Raw genomic sequence first — 16,285 nt, 5'->3', positions numbered from 1 at the left:
GGCATGTGGAGGCAGCGGAAGGAGCACGCATGACCGACGATCTGGCAGAGCGGATAGCAAAGGGGGAACGCCGTGCACTGGCGCGGGCGGTGACGCTGGTGGAAAGCACGCGGGCCGATCATCAGGCGCAAGCGGCAGTGCTGTTGGAGCGTTTGCGCGGGCTGAACCGACAGGCCTTGCGCATTGGTCTTTCCGGGACACCGGGCGTGGGCAAATCGACCTTCATCGAGGCGTTCGGCATGGCGCTGGTCAAGGCGGGATTGCGCGTGGCGGTGCTGGCGGTGGATCCCAGCTCGGCCCGGTCCGGCGGCTCGATCCTTGGTGACAAAACGCGGATGGACCTGCTGAGCCGTGAACCGGGGGCGTTCATCCGCCCATCCCCCTCTTCGGCCGCTTTGGGGGGCGTGGCCCGCCGCACCCGCGAGGCGATCGCCCTATGCGAGGCCGCGAACTTCGATGTCGTCTTGATCGAGACCGTGGGCGTCGGCCAGTCCGAGACGATGGTGGCCCAGATGTGCGACCTTTTCGTGCTGATTCTGGCTCCCGCGGGCGGGGATGAATTGCAGGGCGTCAAGCGCGGTATCATGGAGATGGCGGACCTGATCCTGATCAACAAGGCTGATGGCGACCTGAAAGCCACCGCCACCCGTACGGTCGCCGACTACGCAGGCGCCCTGCGGCTGCTGCGCAAGCGCCCGCAGGATCCGGAGGGCTTCCCGAAAGCGCTTGCCGTGTCAGCGGTGGAGGGCACCGGGTTGGAGCAGGCGTGGGACGAGATGCAGACGCTGGCGACATGGCGCCGCGACACCGGCCATTGGGACCGCACCCGCGCGGAACAAGCCGCCCATTGGTTCGAATATGAGGTCCGTGAGGGCCTTCTGGCGCGTTTGCGCGAAGACGAAGACGTGAAATCCGCCATGGCTGAAATGGCCCATGCGGTCGCACAGGGGCAGGCGACGCCCACCGCCGCGGCGCGGACCATTCTGGAGCGGTTGGCTTAGGCGGGCGCCAACTCGCCCTTGTAGCGGATGATCAGGCCCAGGCCCCGCACGCTGGCATGCACATCGAAGGTGATCTTGCCGTCCTGCGTGACGCCCTCGACCCCTTCGGCACTGCTGAGAACCCAGGACGGCATCGGCAGGCCGAAGCCACGCAGGCCGATGATCGGAATGCGCAGCTTGTGCCCGTCGACCCTTGGCTGCATCAGGAACGCGCTTGTGCCAACCCGCTCGGCGACGACCCCATCCGAATGCAGCCATTGCAGGGACCGTGTCATGTGGCCGTCGAAATTCCGCTCCCATATCTCGGACTTGCCATCGCGGGTGGCGCGGAAACTGAACGGCATCTCTCCGGATTTGCTTGGCATGCCGCCCGACTTGGCGATCATCCGGCTAAGGGCATTGTCATGGGTGACGGTGACGTGGCCCTTGTAGAATATCGTGTTTTCGACGGCATGGAACGCCTGCAACGGCGTGGGCAAATCGAAGAACGCATCGCCCATGACACGGGGATACAGCATCAGGCGGCCCCGTCGATGAACCGCGCCCGCAGGCCTGCGTCGGGCATCATGCAGGTGTCATAGCGCCCGAACATCGCATAGCGGTTCCGGGCGATGCGATAATAGATGAAACTGCGCAGGGGTTCGGGGATGAAGCGGCTGACGGCCAGCGCCCTGTAGGGCCAGCCCACGGCGGACATCGCGGCGGCGAATGCATCGAGGCGTTCATGGATCATGCCGTCCACGATAACGAGATTGGTGTCGAAGTCATCCACTGGCATGCCGAGGGCGGCGTAAAGCTGCGCCCCAAGGGCGGATTGCGCATGGGCGAAGTGAAACCGCTGCGCCTTGTCCGTCCGCACGATGAAGCGGAAAAAGCCCGAACAGAGAACGCATTCGCCGTCGAACACGATCAGATCGCGGCCTTCTAGCGTGGCTTGCAGGTCAGGGGGCAGGGCGGCGGTGGTCTTCACCGGAAAATGCTGTCGCCCTGCTGATCGATCAGCATCTTGGCCTTGAGCAGCGCGGTTTCCGAGGCCTCTTCCATCGACTGGCACTTGTCGGCGCGGATCATCTGGTGGGTCTTGGTCTCCCCGTCGATGTCCTTCTCGATCCTTGCCTGCACCTGAAAGCCGCCCTGGGCTTGGGCGGGATCGGGGAAGATGCGGTAATCATTGTGGAGGGTGGGTTCAGCGGCGGGTTTGGGTTTGCCGCCGAAAAGCTTGGAGAGGATGGACATGCGGGCTCCGGGTCTGGTTGGTGTTGGGGGAAGGTAGGGCCCGGCGGGCGGGAGGGGAAGGCGGAGCGGGCTATCACGCGTGATAAGGGGGGTAAGTAACGGATATCGCGAAAGAGTTAGTGTGATGTTAGGGTTCTATTAACAGTTTGGAGCGGGGGAACTGCGGGTTTCAGCGCGTCTGGCGGGGGCTGACAGCGCAAGTTTTTGAATGGCTTGCCTCGGGGCAAGGCGCGCTCGTTTGGCGGGTGTGCGTGAAGGCACGCGGTGGGGGTTGAGTTTTTTTGGCAAGATGAAGGGGGAGGACGGCGCGTTTCCGGCTGGCGGCGGGGGACGTGGCTACGGGGATTTGAGCGCTGCTGCGCCCGAGCCGCAGGCGAGGGCGCCGGGGCCCCGCTGGCGGCGCGCGCGACGGGCGACGACGCAGTCGGCGCAAGTCCGCTGGGGGGGGAGCTGAGGGGTTGTGGGTGTTCAGCCTTGGGCAGGCGCCGCTGGTCGCGCCGTCGGCTGATTGCTCTGGCCGGTTGGTGCCCCGCGAGGCAGCCTGACCGCGCAGCCGTTGCGATCAATTGGCCCCGTCAAAGGGGATGGGCGCCGGGTAGCCGAGCGCCTCGAAATCCTGCCTGTAGAGTGCGCTGATCAAATCTGTGTTCTCAGGCGTGAGCAGGGCCGCGCGGTTCGTGGCCGCGCCTGTCCTATGGGCCACGCGATCGGTGCGGGCGGTGAAGCCGCCGAAGAGCCGGGTGCAGATCACCTCGAGATCGGCGTCCAGCGTCTCGATGCGGCCCACGTGATCCATCGCGCCCAATCCGCCGGGGATCATGGCGGTTTGCGGGATGAAATGACCGTTCTTGCGATAATCCCCGTCACGCAACTCCTGCAGGAAAGCCCCAAACGCGTCAGGTCCGAACCCATCGGCGTCGCGGGCCACCTTGTCCAGATAGCCGGAGATGACCCGATCCGTTGGATCGCGCACGACCGTGAATTTGAAGGCCGCGTCGAACTGGCGCTTTGTCGGCAGGCGGTTCAACCGCTGCTTATCTGCGGCCATGCTCGCCGCCGATGCTGTCGGGTCGATGTGGCGGATCAGCGTCGAGACGACGGTGGAATTGCCCGCCTTGGGGATCCGCGCGAAAAAGAATTTGTGCTTCGGATCGTAAGCCAGCCGCATCATCACCGGACGGTGGTAGGCAGGGTCGATCCCGGCGAAGAGCGGATAGCGATGGACCGCGCCGTAGCGCACGATCAGCCGCGCCTCCATGCGACGATTGCGAGAGAATTTGCGTGCGATCCAGGACCGACGTTCGGGTTGGGCCGTCACTGATCCAAGAACGACCGCAGCTTCCGTGACCGGCTCGGGTGCTTCAGCTTCCGCAACGCCTTCGCCTCGATCTGGCGGATCCGTTCGCGGGTCACGCTGAACTGTTGGCCGACTTCTTCCAGGGTGTGGTCGGTGTTCATGCCGATACCGAAGCGCATGCGCAACACGCGTTCTTCGCGGGGCGTGAGCGACGCCAGCACGCGGGTTGTGGTTTCTTTCAGGTTCTCCTGGATGGCAGAATCCAACGGCAGGACGGCGTTCTTGTCCTCGATGAAATCGCCAAGCTGTGAGTCTTCCTCGTCGCCGATGGGCGTCTCAAGGGAGATCGGCTCCTTGGCGATTTTCATCACCTTGCGGACCTTCTCCAGCGGCATTTGCAGCTTTTCGGCCAATTCCTCGGGCGTCGGCTCCCGGCCGATTTCGTGGAGCATCTGGCGGCCGGTGCGGACCAGCTTGTTGATCGTCTCGATCATGTGGACCGGGATACGGATCGTGCGGGCCTGGTCGGCGATGGAGCGGGTGATCGCCTGACGGATCCACCACGTCGCATAGGTGGAGAACTTGTAGCCGCGCCGGTATTCGAACTTATCGACGGCCTTCATCAAGCCGATGTTGCCTTCCTGGATCAGGTCGAGGAATTGCAGGCCGCGGTTGGTGTATTTCTTGGCGATGGAAATCACGAGGCGCAGGTTCGCCTCGACCATTTCCTTCTTGGCCTGACGGGCTTCTTTTTCGCCCTTCTGGACCTGGTTCACGATGCGGCGGAATTCAGGGATATCGAGGCCGACGTATTGACCGACTTGCGCCATATCTCCGCGCAGTTCTTCGATCTTGTCCGACGAGCGTTCCATCAACGCCTGCCAGCCGCGACCGGATTTCTGCGTCATCCGCTCCATCCACGAGGGGTCGAGTTCCTGACCGCGATATTCCTCGATGAATTCGCGGCGGTTGATGCGGGCCTGGTCGGCCAGCTTCACCATGGAGCTGTCGATGGACATGATCCGGCGGTTGATGCCGTAAAGCTGATCGACCAGCGCTTCGATACGGTTGTTGTGCAGGTGCAGCTCGTTCACCAGTTCCACGATCTCGGAACGCAGGTGCTGGTATTCTGTCTCTTCCGTCTTCGAAAAACTGTTGTCTTCGTTCAGGGTCGCTGACAGGCGGCTGTCCTGCATTTCCGACAGCCGGATGTAGTCGTTCGCGATCTGATCGAGGGTCGCCAGAACCTGCGGCTTCAGCGCCATTTCCATGGCCGCCAGCGACATGTTGGCCTGCTCGTCCTCATCCTCATCGTCGTCCTTGGCGATGGGATTGCCGTCGGCGTCCAGCTCTTCGGCCGGTTCTTCCTTCTTCGGCTCGGGCGTCACGGGGGCGATGCCGGGCGGGGTGGAGCCCACGCCTGCGGGCACGACGGGCGTATCCGCGTCGTCGCCCATGGTGCGGCCAAAGGTGGTGTCGAGGTCGATGACATCGCGCAGCAGAATGTCTTCTTCCAGAAGTTCGTCGCGCCAGATGGTGATGGCCTGGAATGTAAGGGGGCTTTCGCACAGGCCCGCGATCATCGTGTTGCGGCCCGCCTCGATCCGCTTGGCGATGGCGATTTCGCCTTCGCGAGACAGCAGTTCGACGCTGCCCATCTCGCGCAGGTACATGCGGACGGGGTCATCGGTGCGGTCGAGCTTCTCGGTCTCGGTCGCGGCGACGGCGACTTCGCGAGAGCCTTCGGTGGTGACCAGTTCGCCGGCGGCCTTGTCGTCGCCGTCTTCGGCTTCGTCATCCTCGATGATGTTGATGCCCATTTCCGACAGCATCGACATCACGTCTTCGATCTGCTCCGAGCTGACCTGCTCGGGCGGGAGAACGGTGTTGAGCTGGTCGTAGGTGATGTAGCCGCGAACACGGGCCTCCGCGATCATCTTCTTGACGGCGGCTTGGCTCATGTCGAGGCCCATCTCTGGCTCGTCGCCGTCCTGCTTACGATCGTCGGTGTCTTTGGCCATTATCGTCTACCCCTTTGGGCTTGGATTGTTTCGGGCGCGCCCGAATCATTTCGACTGCAAGCATACTTTAAGCCGAATCACTGATTCGGGTAGGCCTACATCCCTTTTTTCTTGCCCTGTCCGGCGGTCGAGAGCAACTGGTGGAACGCGGATCGCGCCTGGGTGGTCTCCCCAAATTGTTCAGCGTTCTCTTCACCCTTCGGGTTTTGGGCGGCGTGTTTGCTGCGCAGGGCCTCTTTCATGCGGTAGGCCAGCGCGGGATCTCCTTCGTCGGGCACGTCGGCCATGTCGTGGCGCGCTTCGGCCATCTCTTCTTCAATGGCGCGTGCGGCGGCCAGCTTGGTGAATTCCTCTTCCAGGCATTCCTCGGCGCGCACAGCATCGCCATTGCCAATCAAGAAGGGCGTGATGGCGAGATGGGAAAGACCCAGCAGGCTTTCAAGGGCAGGCGCGAGGGGGGAGGCATTTATTTCGTCCAGAAGCGTGGCGGCGTCGCGTGTCGCGGTGCGCAACAGATGCGCGACAAGGCGGGCGTGGTCCGGGTCGCGGGGGGGCAGGCGGTCCAACTGTGGCTCGAACAAATCGATCAGGTCGGGGAAGCGAATACACGTGGCCACGATCAAGCCCGTGCGCAACGTCTCGCCGTTCAGCGCGCCGACACGGGCGCGCGTTGCGGCCAGTGGCGCCTGCGCTTCGGCAAAGCCGCGCCCTTTCCACTTCCCCTTCGGCTGCCATTTCCCGCGACCGCCGCCGGGTTGCCACGGTTGCGAGGCCGGGCGGAACAGGGCCCGGCGCAATTCGGCGATGGCGTCGGCATAGTGGCGGCGCAGGCCCTGGTCAGTGATCCGTTGCAGGGTCGCGCGCAGACGTCCATCCAGCGCCGCGCGCCGCTCGGGGCTGTCAAAGACCTGGCCCTCGGTCTCTCGCCGCCACAAAAGCGTCACCATCGGCTCGGCCTTGTCGAGCAGTGCCTGCATCGCCGCAGGGCCTTGGGCCCGGATCAGATCATCGGGGTCCTGCCCCTCGGGCAAGACAACGAAACGCAGGCTCTTGCCGCCTTCCAGCAGGGGCAGCGCCAGATCGACCAGGCGCATCGCCGCGCGCAGGCCCGCCGTGTCGCCGTCCAGCGCAATGATCGGCTCGTCGGTGATCCGCCACATCAGGCGCAGTTGATCTTCGGTGATTGCGGTGCCAAGGGGCGCCACCGCCGCCCCGAAGCCCGCCTTCACCAAGGCGATGACGTCCATGTAGCCTTCGGCCACGATCAGGGGCTGGCCCTTGCCCGCCGCTTCGCGGGCGGGGCCGTGGTTATAAAGCGCGCGGCCCTTGTCAAACAAAGGTGTCTCGCGCGAGTTGAGGTACTTGGCCCGCGCATCCGCCGCCATCGCGCGGCCGCCGAACCCGATGCAGCGCCCGCGCGCGTCGCGGATCGGAAAGATGATCCGGTCGCGGAACGCATCATAGGGCGCGCCGCCGTCATCGGGCTTGGTCGAGAGGCCCGCCAGCGTCACATCCTCGGCGCGCATGCCCTTGCCCACCAGTGCCTGGTGGATGCCTTGGCGGGCATTGGGGGCAAATCCGATCTCGAACCGGTCCAGAGTTGCAGCGTCCATGCCGCGCGCTTCCAGATAAGCGCGCGCCTCGGCGGCGGCCTGGGTCTTCAGTTGCAGGCGAAAGTGCTGAACGGCGGCTTCCGTCACCTTGGCCAGTTCAGCGTTCTTGTCTGCCTTTTCCTGCGCCATTGGATCACGCTCGGGCATGGGCATACCGGCCTCGGCGGCAAGGATCTGCACCGCTTCCATGAAGCCCACATTCTCGGTTTCCTGCACGAACTTGAACATGTCGCCTTTGGCCTGACAGCCGAAGCAATAATAGAAGCCCTTGCGGTCATCGACGTGGAAACTGGCGCTTTTTTCCTGATGGAACGGGCAGGGTGCCCACATGTCGCCCTTGCCCTGGTTGGACTTGCGATTGTCCCACATCACCTTGCGGCCCACCACTTGCGCGATGGAGGTGCGGGTGCGCAGTTCATCCAAGAATCCGGGGGGCAATGACATGAACGCAATATCGGCCCGCGCGCGGGCGAAGTCTAGGGCTGGCCGACCCTGATTGGTTAACCCACGCGACCCGCTAGATATTTAGGTCGGCGAGAGACGCGGACGGGTCAGACGAGGCTTTGGCGCGCTGCCACCATCGCCATCGCGCGGGTCAATTCATGCGTCGCCGTCTTCGCCATGGAGCGGAACACCATGACCTCATAGCGATCGCGGGTGGGGCGCATCACAATGCAATTCATATGCCCCAGCACCGTCCGTGCGGCGTGGCCGACCTTGAACACGTCCGCGCGCAGATCGATGGGCACAAGCCGGGAAAGGACATCGCGCGCGTCCGGGCCGATTATCGCGCAGCAAGCCCAGGCGCTGGTCTGATCCGACAGCGCCGCCCCGGTCAGCGGCCTGAGCGGCTGCCCCAGAACCATCGCTTGCCCCGGGCCGGTCCAGACGGCGGGGCCGCTCATACGGTTCGGCTTGGGGAAGGGCGCCTGGATCTGTTTTTCCAACGCCTTGGACACCGCGACCGCCTTGCCCCTGGCGGGCGAGACCCAGGTGATCGCGTCATGGGTCACCTCTTCCAGCGTGGCGGTGCCTGCGGTGATCGGAAGCAGCCCGCCAAAAGCTGTCTTTTGGGTCAAACTAGCCACGGGCGCGCCCTCCGTCAGGATCGAAGAAGACCGGATCGCAGATTTCCACTTCGGCGGTCACGCCGCGCAAATGGTCGACGATTTTCATGTGGTGCCCGATGCGGTTGGGGCCGTCGCGCAGGAACCCAAGCCCGATGAAATGCCCCAGCGTGGGCGAGTAGCCGACGGAGGTGACATAGCCCAGATCGTTCTGGCGGGTGGGTGCTGCGTCGGCTTCGAAAAAATGCGCCCCGGCGGTCAATTCCTTGACTGCGCCCACAGGTTTCAAGCCCACCAGACGCTCTCGATCTTCTTCCAGCAGGCCGGGGCGCGTCGCCGCCGCCTTGCCGATGAAATCCTTCTTTTTCGACAGCATGCCTTGCATGCCGACATCAAAGGCCGTCACCCGCCCGTTGATTTCCGAGTGGGTGATAAACCCCTTCTCGATCCGCAGAACGTTGAGCGCCTCCATCCCGTAGGCGCCGCCGCCCAGGGCCTCGGCGCGGGCCACGAGATCGCGATAGAGCGCGTCGCCATAGGCGCTGGGGACGGCAACCTCATAGGCGTGCTCGCCGCTGAAGGAGATGCGGAAAAGGCGGGCGCCGATGCCGTGCACCTTGACGGCACCGCATTGCATGAAGGGGAAGCTGTCGTTGTCGATCGGCTGATCGGCGATGCCGTTGATCAGGTCCCGTGCGCGGGGCCCGGCGACAGAGAACTGCGCCCATTGCTCTGTGACCGAGGTGAAAGCGACGTCCCATTCCGGTTTCAGGACTTGGCTCACGAACTCCATATGGGCCATCACCTGACCCGCCGCAGCGGTAGTGGTGGTCATGACGTAATGACCCTCGGCAAGGCAGGCGGTGGTGCCGTCGTCCATGACGTGGCCGTCTTCACGCAGCATCAGGCCATAGCGCGCGCGGCCCGGTTTCAGGGCGGAGAAGTTATTCGTGTACAAGAAGTCGAGGAACGCGCCCGCGTCCTTCCCGAAGATCTCGATCTTGCCCAGGGTCGAAACATCGACGACGCCAACGGCGGTGCGGACCATGGTGACTTCTCGGTCGCAGGACTGCCGCCAGTGGGTTTCACCGGGCTGCGGCATGTAGGAGGCGCGATACCAGAGGCCCACGGCGATCATCGGCGCGCCGCGCGCGCGGGCGGCCTTGTCGGAGGTGGTGAACCGCTCGGGCGCGAAGCCCTTGCCCTGCGCGCCTGCGGCCATGGTGCCGAGGGCCACGGGCGTGAAGGGCGGACGGTAGGTGGTGGTGCCGGTCTCGGGGATGCCGCGGCCTGTGGCATCGGCCAGCACCGCCAGGGCCCCGATGTTGGAGGATTTCCCCTGATCGGGCGCCATGCCCTGCGTGGTGTAGCGCTTCATATGCTCCACCGATTTGAAGCCTTCTGCGGCCGATTGCTTCACGTCCTTCGTCGTGACGTCATTGGCAAAATCAAGCCAGGCCCGGCCTTTGGCCTCAACGCTCCAGAGGGCCTGGGTCGCGCCTGCGGCGTCCTCTGCCTGCGGCAGATCGGGTTTTCGCACGCGCCGCCCGAGCGCTTTGAGCGCCTCCTCTGCGGCCTGACGGCCTTCTCGCAGGCACCCTTCGGTGTGCAGGGTGCCGTTGCACGCCCCTGCGGGGCGCAGGCCCGCTATCGCGTTGGCCTTGGGGACGAAAGCATGGATGCCTGCGTCCCATTCGGGGCGGGCGCCGAGGTGGCAGGTCAAGTGCAGGGTCGGGTTCCAGCCGCCGGACAGACCGAGGCAGTCGGTTTCCAGCCTGAACTCGGAGCCGCCGCTGCGCACGGTGATTTCGCGCAGGGCCTGACGGCCCCTGGAGCCGACAACTTGCGCGCCACGATGCAGGCGATAGTCGCCGATGGCTTGCGCATCGGGGCGGCTATCGATGACGGCTGCGACGTCCACGCCCGCGTCCAGCAATTCGAGCGCGGTCTTGTGGGCATCATCGTTGGCGGCGAAAATCGCCACCTTCTCACCCGGCGTGACCCCATAGCGGTTGATATAGGTGCGAATGGCCGAGGCCATCATGATGCCGGGGCGGTCGTTATCGGGAAAGGCGATGGGGCGCTCCAGCGCGCCTGCGGCAAGCACGGCCTGGCCCGCGCGGATGCGCCAGAAGCATTCCTGCGGCAGGTCATCGGCACGGGGCACATGGCTGCCCACACGCTCCACGGCGCCGAAGGTCAGGCCGTCGTAGACACCCGTGGCGGTGGTGCGGGTCATGATCCGCACGTTGCCCGTTTCTTTCAGCTTTTCGACGGTTTCCGAGACCCAGATGTCGGCGGGAATCCCGTCGATGACGTCCCCGTCCGACAAGAGCTGCCCGCCAAGATCGGCGGTTTCCTCCAGCAAGATCACATCCGCGCCGGACATCGCGGCGGTCAGCGCGGCCATCAGGCCAGCGGGTCCGCCCCCGATCACGAGCACGTCACAGAAGGCGAAGGCGCGCTCGGACGGGTCCGGGTTTGCCGCAAGCGTCATGCGCCCCAGACCGGCGGCGCGGCGGATCGCGGGCTCGTAGACGCGTTCCCAGAAGGCGCGGGGCCACATGAACGTCTTGTAGTAGAAGCCTGCGCTGAGGAAATTCGGGAACAGGTCGTTGACGCTGAGAAGATCATAGGCGAGGGGGCCCATGTGGTTTTGCGAGGACGTCTCCAGCCCGGTGAAGACCTCTTGCACCGTGGCGCGGACGTTGGGCAGCATCGCGTCGCCTGCGCCCACCTGGATCAGGGCGTTGGGTTCTTCCGATCCGGCGGTCAGCACGCCGCGCGGGCGGTGGTATTTGAACGAGCGGCCCATCAGCTTCACGCCGTTGGCCATCAGCGCCGAGGCGACGGTGTCGCCCTTGAAGCCGGTGTAGGGCTGGCCGTTGAAATGGAACCTGCTCAAGCTTGAGCGGTCCACTAAGCCTTGGTTATCTAACCTCATTCCAAAACCTCGCGCGCCAATCGCGTGCCGAACACCTCGTGCGTGGTGGTATCGCGGTCCACCACCAGCCACGCACCGCAGCCGCCGGAGTGATACCACAGCTCCTCCGTGCGGCCTGCGGGGTTGTCACGGTTGTGGATGAAGTCATCCCAGGCGTCAGACCAGACCTCGCCCTCGGGGCGGGCGGCGCCCAAGGCGTGGCCTCGGACGGTGAATTCCCGCAAGTCGCGGTCGCCGCAAAGGGGGCAGGGGATTTGCATGGTGCGTGCCTCCTTAATGCAGGTTGTGCTGGCTGCCCGTCGCTTCTTCATCCATCAGGCCACGGCCAGTGGTGAAGCGATCAAGGCGGTGCCTTGTGGCGGCGGGGTGGGGCTGGTCGGTGGCCATCAGATGGGCGAAGCAATGGCCCGAGCCCGGCACCGCCTTGAAGCCGCCATAGCACCAGCCGCCGTTGAAATAGAGCCCCTCGATATGGGTCTTGTCGATGATCGGAGAGCCGTCGGACGACATGTCCATGATCCCGCCCCAAGAGCGCAACATCGTGGCCTTTCCGATCATCGGCATGAGCGTCATCCCCGCCTCTACCACATGTTCGGCCATGGGCAGGTTGCCGCGCGCGGCATAGGAGGCGTAGAAATCCAGATCGCCGCCAAAGACCAGCCCGCCCTTGTCGGACTGGCTGATATAGAAATGGCCCATGCCGTAGGTGATGACATTGTCGATGGTCGGTTTCAGGCCCTCGGTCACGAAGGCTTGCAGGACGTGGGATTCAATCGGCAGGCGCAGGCCGGCCATGGCCGCCACCTGAGAGGATCGCCCGGCCACGACCATGCCCACCTTACGCGCGCGGATCGCGCCGCGCGTGGTCTGCACCCCGCGCACGGCGCCGTTTTCGATATCGATCCCGGTGACTTCGCAGTTCTGGATCAGGTCGACCCCGCGCTGATCTGCACCACGTGCAAAGCCCCAGGCCACGGCGTCGTGACGGGCGGTGCCGCCGCGCGGGTGGTAGAGGCCGCCGAAGATCGGAAAGCGGGTCTGTTCGAAGTCGAGGTAGGGCACCATGCGGCGCACGCCTTCGCGATCCAGCAGGATCGCATCGTCACCCTGATTGATCATCGCATTGCCACGCCGCGCGTAGGCGTCGCGCTGGCCGTCAGAATGGAACAGATTGATGATGCCGCGCTGGGAATGCATCACGTTGTAGTTGAGGTCCTGCTCCAACCCCTCCCACAATTTCAGCGAATGGCTGTAGAACTCGGAGTTGCCGGGCAGCCCGTAGTTGGCGCGCACGATGGTGGTGTTGCGGCCGATGTTGCCGCCGCCAAGGTAGCCTTTTTCAAGGACGGCGATATTGGTGAGCCCATGTTCGCGGGCCAGGTAATAGGCGGTCGCAAGACCATGGCCGCCGCCACCGATGATGATGATATCATACTCGGGCTTGGGATCGGGATCGCGCCAAGCGGGCGTCCAGCCCTTGTTGCCTGTCAGGCCCTGCCAAAGCACCTGAAGCCCGGAATATCGCATGGTCTCTCCGTTCAAACGGGTAGGGTTCGGGCAGAGGTTATGCGCAGGGCGGGGAAGAGGAAAGACCCGCGGGCGACATGAGTTGGGTTAGAGGCGACGCCCCGTTTCACCGGCGTTCGGTAGGGAAAACCACCAGTCGCCGGTGGCGTTTTCTTCTTTGGGATGCGCGGACGGCTTGTTATCCTGAACACATTCCAAAGCAAATGCATTCATCCCCTTTTGAAAGGAGCAAATCATGTCTGACAAATACAAAACGCAAGAGCTGACCGATGCGGATCTTGAAGGCGCGCAGGGCGGTCTGGGCAATTTCGAGATCCAGGACCTGATGGCACGCAAATCGCAAGCCATGCAGCCCGGCCGCACGGGTGTCGTGGATCACAAGGCCGATGATTTCGCGCCCATCAAGGGCAGAACCGGCGTGGTAGACCACAAGGCGGACGACTGAACCGCCACAAAGCGAAGGGAACCGGCGTCAGGCGACGCCGCCCTTCACCATCTGCCTTATAGACCTCAGCTCGACGGCGGGGTCATTTCGTCGTCGTAGGGGACCTGTCCCGCGTAGCGCGGCCGGGTCAGGGTGAAATTGTCGAAGGTCAGGTCGTTCAGGCCGACGTTGAAGGCGGGGTCGTAGTCGACGAAGCTTTCCACCAGCACGACACGCTCGCCGTTGGCCATGTCCGGCAGGCGGTCTTCGACCCCTGCGAGGCTGGCGGTAAACAGTTGAGCCTGGGTGCCGGTCGCATGGCTCCAATCCACCTGATAGTTGCCGTCGTTGTCACGCAGGATCTGCGTCACGCGCATCTCGACCCCATCGGTGTCGCGGATCATCGCCTCCAGCATGCGGGCCATGCCCTCGATGTCATACCCGTAGACCGTGGAGGTCTGGCGCGAGATCAGGTCCGCAATCGTGAAGGTTGCCTTGATCGATGTGTTATAGACGCGGTAGGCGTCGAAGAAGGCAAAGGTTCCGATCCAGGCCCAGGTCAGCAGCGGGAACACGATCACGGTCTCGAACGAGACGGCGGCCGAGGTATCGCGGAGGAAGTGCTTGAACAGGCGTTTCATGGCAGGCGTTCCTCAATCCGGTTCGTTCACGAAGATCGTGGAGGCCATCATGTGCATGCCTCCGCTATCGTCGCGGGTCAGGTTCAGGCCGAAGCCCGAGAACGGCAGGATCCGATCCACGATCAGACAGGTGCGGATCAGCAGGAAGTCGTTGTCGGCGCCGACCTGGAATTCGTTGTCGGGGGCGATGACGATGTCTTCGCCGCGCCCGGCACAAACCTGATCGTTGGACGGCATGTCGTAGACATCGCGGTCGATGATCTGAAGGTCGATGGTGAGAAGCGTATCGCAGTTGGGCAGAAGGTTGGTGTTGGCGCACATGGTATCACGCACCGTGTCGGCGTCGGTGATCACGCCCTGGGCCAGCCGCAGGACCCGCGTCGACATATCCAGCGTCCGCTCCAGCATGATCTGGCGCGTCAGGATCAGCGCCGTCTCGAAGGCGGCGATGAAGACGATCATCAGAAGCGGGAAGACGATCACGAATTCCAGCGTCGCCGTGGCGGACTGATCCTCCCAGAACTCTTTGACGCGGTAGCGCAGGGGAAACATCATTGGATCAATCGCAGCTGGTTGATGGTCCGCGCGATGGAGGCGAAGGCCTGAGAGATCTCGATCCCGTCCACGTCATAGTAATGGGCATCGGACGAGGCGCAGTAGCGCATCACTTCCTGGCCCCGGTCAGGCGCCTCGAACCCGATGGCGAAGACAATGATGCCCGCGCCGTTGGCCGCGTCGCAGACTGCGCGCAGGTTGGTGTCGGCCTGGCCGCCGCCTGCATAAAGGTAGCTGGCGTTGTCGGCTACGAGATCGTGGAAATCCCAGTTGCCCGAAGCGCGGGCCGGTTCCTCGAACCATTCCTCGGCGATATTTTCGGCGGTCAGCATGCCCCAAAGCCCGGGCCAGTTCATCACCGTTCCTTGCAGGTCGTCGGTGTTGCCATCGCCATCGCGGTCCACCGTGGGATCGAATGCGTTCGCCCGCTGGGTCTCCCAAGTGTCCACGACCTGCCCATCGTCCGGGTCGAGCATGCCGTAGGCCGCCCATCCGCCGTAGGGTTCATTGGACCAGTAGCCGCCCGCGTCGCGGGGATCGCCCGTGGGGATCCAGAACTGGCCGGTTGCGCCGCGATCTTCCCACCAGATCGAGAAGCGGTCATCGCCAAAGCGCCAGCGATCGCTGTTGGTGTAGCCGTTCGACAGGACGCCGTCGGCACCTTCATGCCGGAATATCGGAGCCCGCCCCGTGCGCAGGCCGATATAGCGGGCCGCAGCCGGCGGGGTGGAGCCGTTGAAGTAGTAGGTGCCGTTATGCTCCCACACATCGCGCAGGTCATTTTGGTTGGTGTTGTCGCCGTCCGTCATCAGGACCACGACCTTGATCGTTTCGTCATCCAGCGTCGTGTTCGGGTCGCCGTCGCGGTAGGGGGCGGGGCGATCTTCGAATTCCGAGTGCACATTGTTGGAGGCGATCAAGCCGTCCACGGCAGGCCGTGCCGCCGGGTCCAGCAGGGCCACGGCCCAGTTCATGCCCAGGTCAATGGCGGTCCAGCCGCCGGTGTTCAGCGCGTTGATATGGCTGTGCAGAACGTTTTCACGATATTCCCAAGGCAGGATCGCGCCGTATTCGTCGGTTTGACAATGGGGCGAGCCGAACAGCTCGTCATCGCCCTCGTCATCGCGGTCCCAGTGGGAAATCCGCTGGATCGCGACGGCGGGGTCAATCGCTGTCGTCTGGAAATCGGCCGCGCTGAAGCGCGCGCAGTTGGATTCGTCATGGACATCGTCGAAGGTGAAGACGCTTTCGATCAGGTCGCCACCGTTCACGCGCCCGTTGTAGGGCACGATGGAGACGGACACGAGAAGCTCGTTGTTGACGTTGTTGTTGGCGTTCAGGACCTCGGTCACGAATTCCCGCGCGGCGGGGCGCATGTTGGTCATCCGGCTGTTGTTGCCCATGGAGCCCGAGATATCGAGGACCATGGAAACCTCGATCCGGCGCACCCGTTCCTCGGCTGCGCCAATCGCGGGCGATGTCATCACGCGCACGCCGAAAAGCTGCATGAACAGCGAGCGCACTTCAAGCTCTGCATAGGCGTGCACGCGGCGGAAGTTGATGCCTTCCTCGACGCGGACGTCGAGGCGGTAGCCCTCGATTCCGGCGATGGAGAAGTAGTCGCGCACCACACCTTCGGGGTCATAGGGCTGGGTCAGCGAGGCCGCAGCCAGAACGGCGCGGTCCAATGTATACTGCAACTGGGTGCGCTGTGTCTCGTAGCGCATGACATCAATGGCGATGCCGCTGGCACCGATCATCAGCACGAAAAGCATCACCGCGAAGGCCGTAACCGTCCCGTCTTCGCGCTGCATGTAACGGCGCGGCGCCAGAGACGATCCCAATCGGGCGGCCATCGCCCCGGCGGAACTTTGCATCTTGTGGAAGAGGCCAAACATGCCTTCTCTCCTGCTGATAAACCCAATCGGCCAAGGACTATCCGGGGGACAGACCCATGGC

Annotated in this window: 15 protein-coding genes; 2 read left to right on the top strand and 13 right to left on the bottom strand. The window is 63.9% G+C overall.

What is annotated here, in order from left to right; genetic code table 11:
* Positions 1-29: 29 nt before the first annotated feature.
* Positions 30-1,001 (top strand): methylmalonyl Co-A mutase-associated GTPase MeaB, encoded by a 972-nt coding sequence (gene meaB, locus KUL25_RS10875; protein WP_257892954.1) that lies wholly within the window; start codon positions 30-32, stop codon positions 999-1,001.
* Here the strand turns inward: meaB and KUL25_RS10870 are convergent.
* The 10 genes from KUL25_RS10870 to KUL25_RS10825 form a co-directional block, all read right to left on the bottom strand.
* Entirely contained in the window at positions 998-1,519 is a 522-nt protein-coding gene (locus tag KUL25_RS10870) for a DUF4166 domain-containing protein (protein WP_257892953.1), read from the bottom strand. The genes meaB and KUL25_RS10870 overlap by 4 nt on opposite strands.
* Positions 1,519-1,971, bottom strand: a complete 453-nt coding sequence (locus tag KUL25_RS10865; RefSeq protein WP_257892952.1) for a thiol-disulfide oxidoreductase DCC family protein — start codon at positions 1,969-1,971, stop codon at positions 1,519-1,521. Before KUL25_RS10865 ends, KUL25_RS10870 begins: the two co-directional genes overlap by 1 nt.
* On the bottom strand, positions 1,968-2,237 hold the full coding sequence (locus tag KUL25_RS10860) for an HlyU family transcriptional regulator (protein ID WP_257892951.1): 270 nt from the start codon (positions 2,235-2,237) through the stop codon (positions 1,968-1,970). Before KUL25_RS10860 ends, KUL25_RS10865 begins: the two co-directional genes overlap by 4 nt.
* Positions 2,238-2,799: 562 nt before the next feature.
* Complete coding sequence (locus KUL25_RS10855; protein ID WP_257892950.1) at positions 2,800-3,555, bottom strand: sulfotransferase family protein; 756 nt, start codon at positions 3,553-3,555, stop codon at positions 2,800-2,802.
* A complete protein-coding gene (rpoD, locus tag KUL25_RS10850; RefSeq protein ID WP_257894848.1) occupies positions 3,552-5,558 on the bottom strand; it encodes an RNA polymerase sigma factor RpoD in 2,007 nt (668 codons plus the stop codon). The genes KUL25_RS10855 and rpoD overlap by 4 nt, the downstream gene beginning before the upstream one ends.
* Positions 5,559-5,650: 92 nt before the next feature.
* The gene (gene dnaG, locus KUL25_RS10845; RefSeq protein WP_257892949.1) at positions 5,651-7,612 is read right to left on the bottom strand and encodes a DNA primase; all 1,962 of its coding nucleotides are present in this window, start codon (positions 7,610-7,612) and stop codon (positions 5,651-5,653) included.
* Positions 7,613-7,719: 107 nt separating this feature from the next.
* Positions 7,720-8,256, bottom strand: coding sequence for a sarcosine oxidase subunit gamma (locus KUL25_RS10840; protein ID WP_257892948.1), 537 nt, complete (start codon positions 8,254-8,256; stop codon positions 7,720-7,722).
* Entirely contained in the window at positions 8,249-11,179 is a 2,931-nt protein-coding gene (locus tag KUL25_RS10835; RefSeq protein WP_257892947.1) for a sarcosine oxidase subunit alpha family protein, read from the bottom strand. The genes KUL25_RS10840 and KUL25_RS10835 overlap by 8 nt, the downstream gene beginning before the upstream one ends.
* Positions 11,176-11,439 (bottom strand): sarcosine oxidase subunit delta, encoded by a 264-nt coding sequence (locus tag KUL25_RS10830; protein WP_257892946.1) that lies wholly within the window; start codon positions 11,437-11,439, stop codon positions 11,176-11,178. Before KUL25_RS10830 ends, KUL25_RS10835 begins: the two co-directional genes overlap by 4 nt.
* Positions 11,440-11,452: 13 nt before the next feature.
* Positions 11,453-12,706, bottom strand: a complete 1,254-nt coding sequence (locus KUL25_RS10825) for a sarcosine oxidase subunit beta family protein (RefSeq protein ID WP_257892945.1) — start codon at positions 12,704-12,706, stop codon at positions 11,453-11,455.
* Between the two features lie 235 nt (positions 12,707-12,941).
* Here KUL25_RS10825 and KUL25_RS10820 point away from each other — a divergent pair, with 235 nt between their 5' ends.
* Positions 12,942-13,151 (top strand): hypothetical protein, encoded by a 210-nt coding sequence (locus tag KUL25_RS10820; RefSeq protein WP_257892944.1) that lies wholly within the window; start codon positions 12,942-12,944, stop codon positions 13,149-13,151.
* Positions 13,152-13,216: 65 nt separating this feature from the next.
* Here the strand turns inward: KUL25_RS10820 and KUL25_RS10815 are convergent, their stop codons facing one another.
* From KUL25_RS10815 to KUL25_RS10805, 3 genes are read right to left on the bottom strand one after another with little or no spacing between them, the layout of a single operon-like run.
* Positions 13,217-13,771, bottom strand: a complete 555-nt coding sequence (locus KUL25_RS10815; protein WP_257892943.1) for a TadE/TadG family type IV pilus assembly protein — start codon at positions 13,769-13,771, stop codon at positions 13,217-13,219.
* 12 nt (positions 13,772-13,783) lie between these two features.
* Complete coding sequence (locus KUL25_RS10810) at positions 13,784-14,326, bottom strand: TadE/TadG family type IV pilus assembly protein (protein ID WP_257892942.1); 543 nt, start codon at positions 14,324-14,326, stop codon at positions 13,784-13,786.
* Positions 14,323-16,224, bottom strand: a complete 1,902-nt coding sequence (locus KUL25_RS10805; RefSeq protein WP_257892941.1) for a TadE/TadG family type IV pilus assembly protein — start codon at positions 16,222-16,224, stop codon at positions 14,323-14,325. Before KUL25_RS10805 ends, KUL25_RS10810 begins: the two co-directional genes overlap by 4 nt.
* Between the last annotated feature and the right edge of the window lie 61 nt (positions 16,225-16,285).

The sequence above is a fragment of the Gymnodinialimonas phycosphaerae genome, assembly GCF_019195455.1.
Taxonomy (GTDB): Bacteria; Pseudomonadota; Alphaproteobacteria; order Rhodobacterales; family Rhodobacteraceae; genus Gymnodinialimonas; species Gymnodinialimonas phycosphaerae.
Note: the sequence above shows the minus strand (reverse complement) of the source record. Positions and strands in the feature narration are given on the sequence as shown.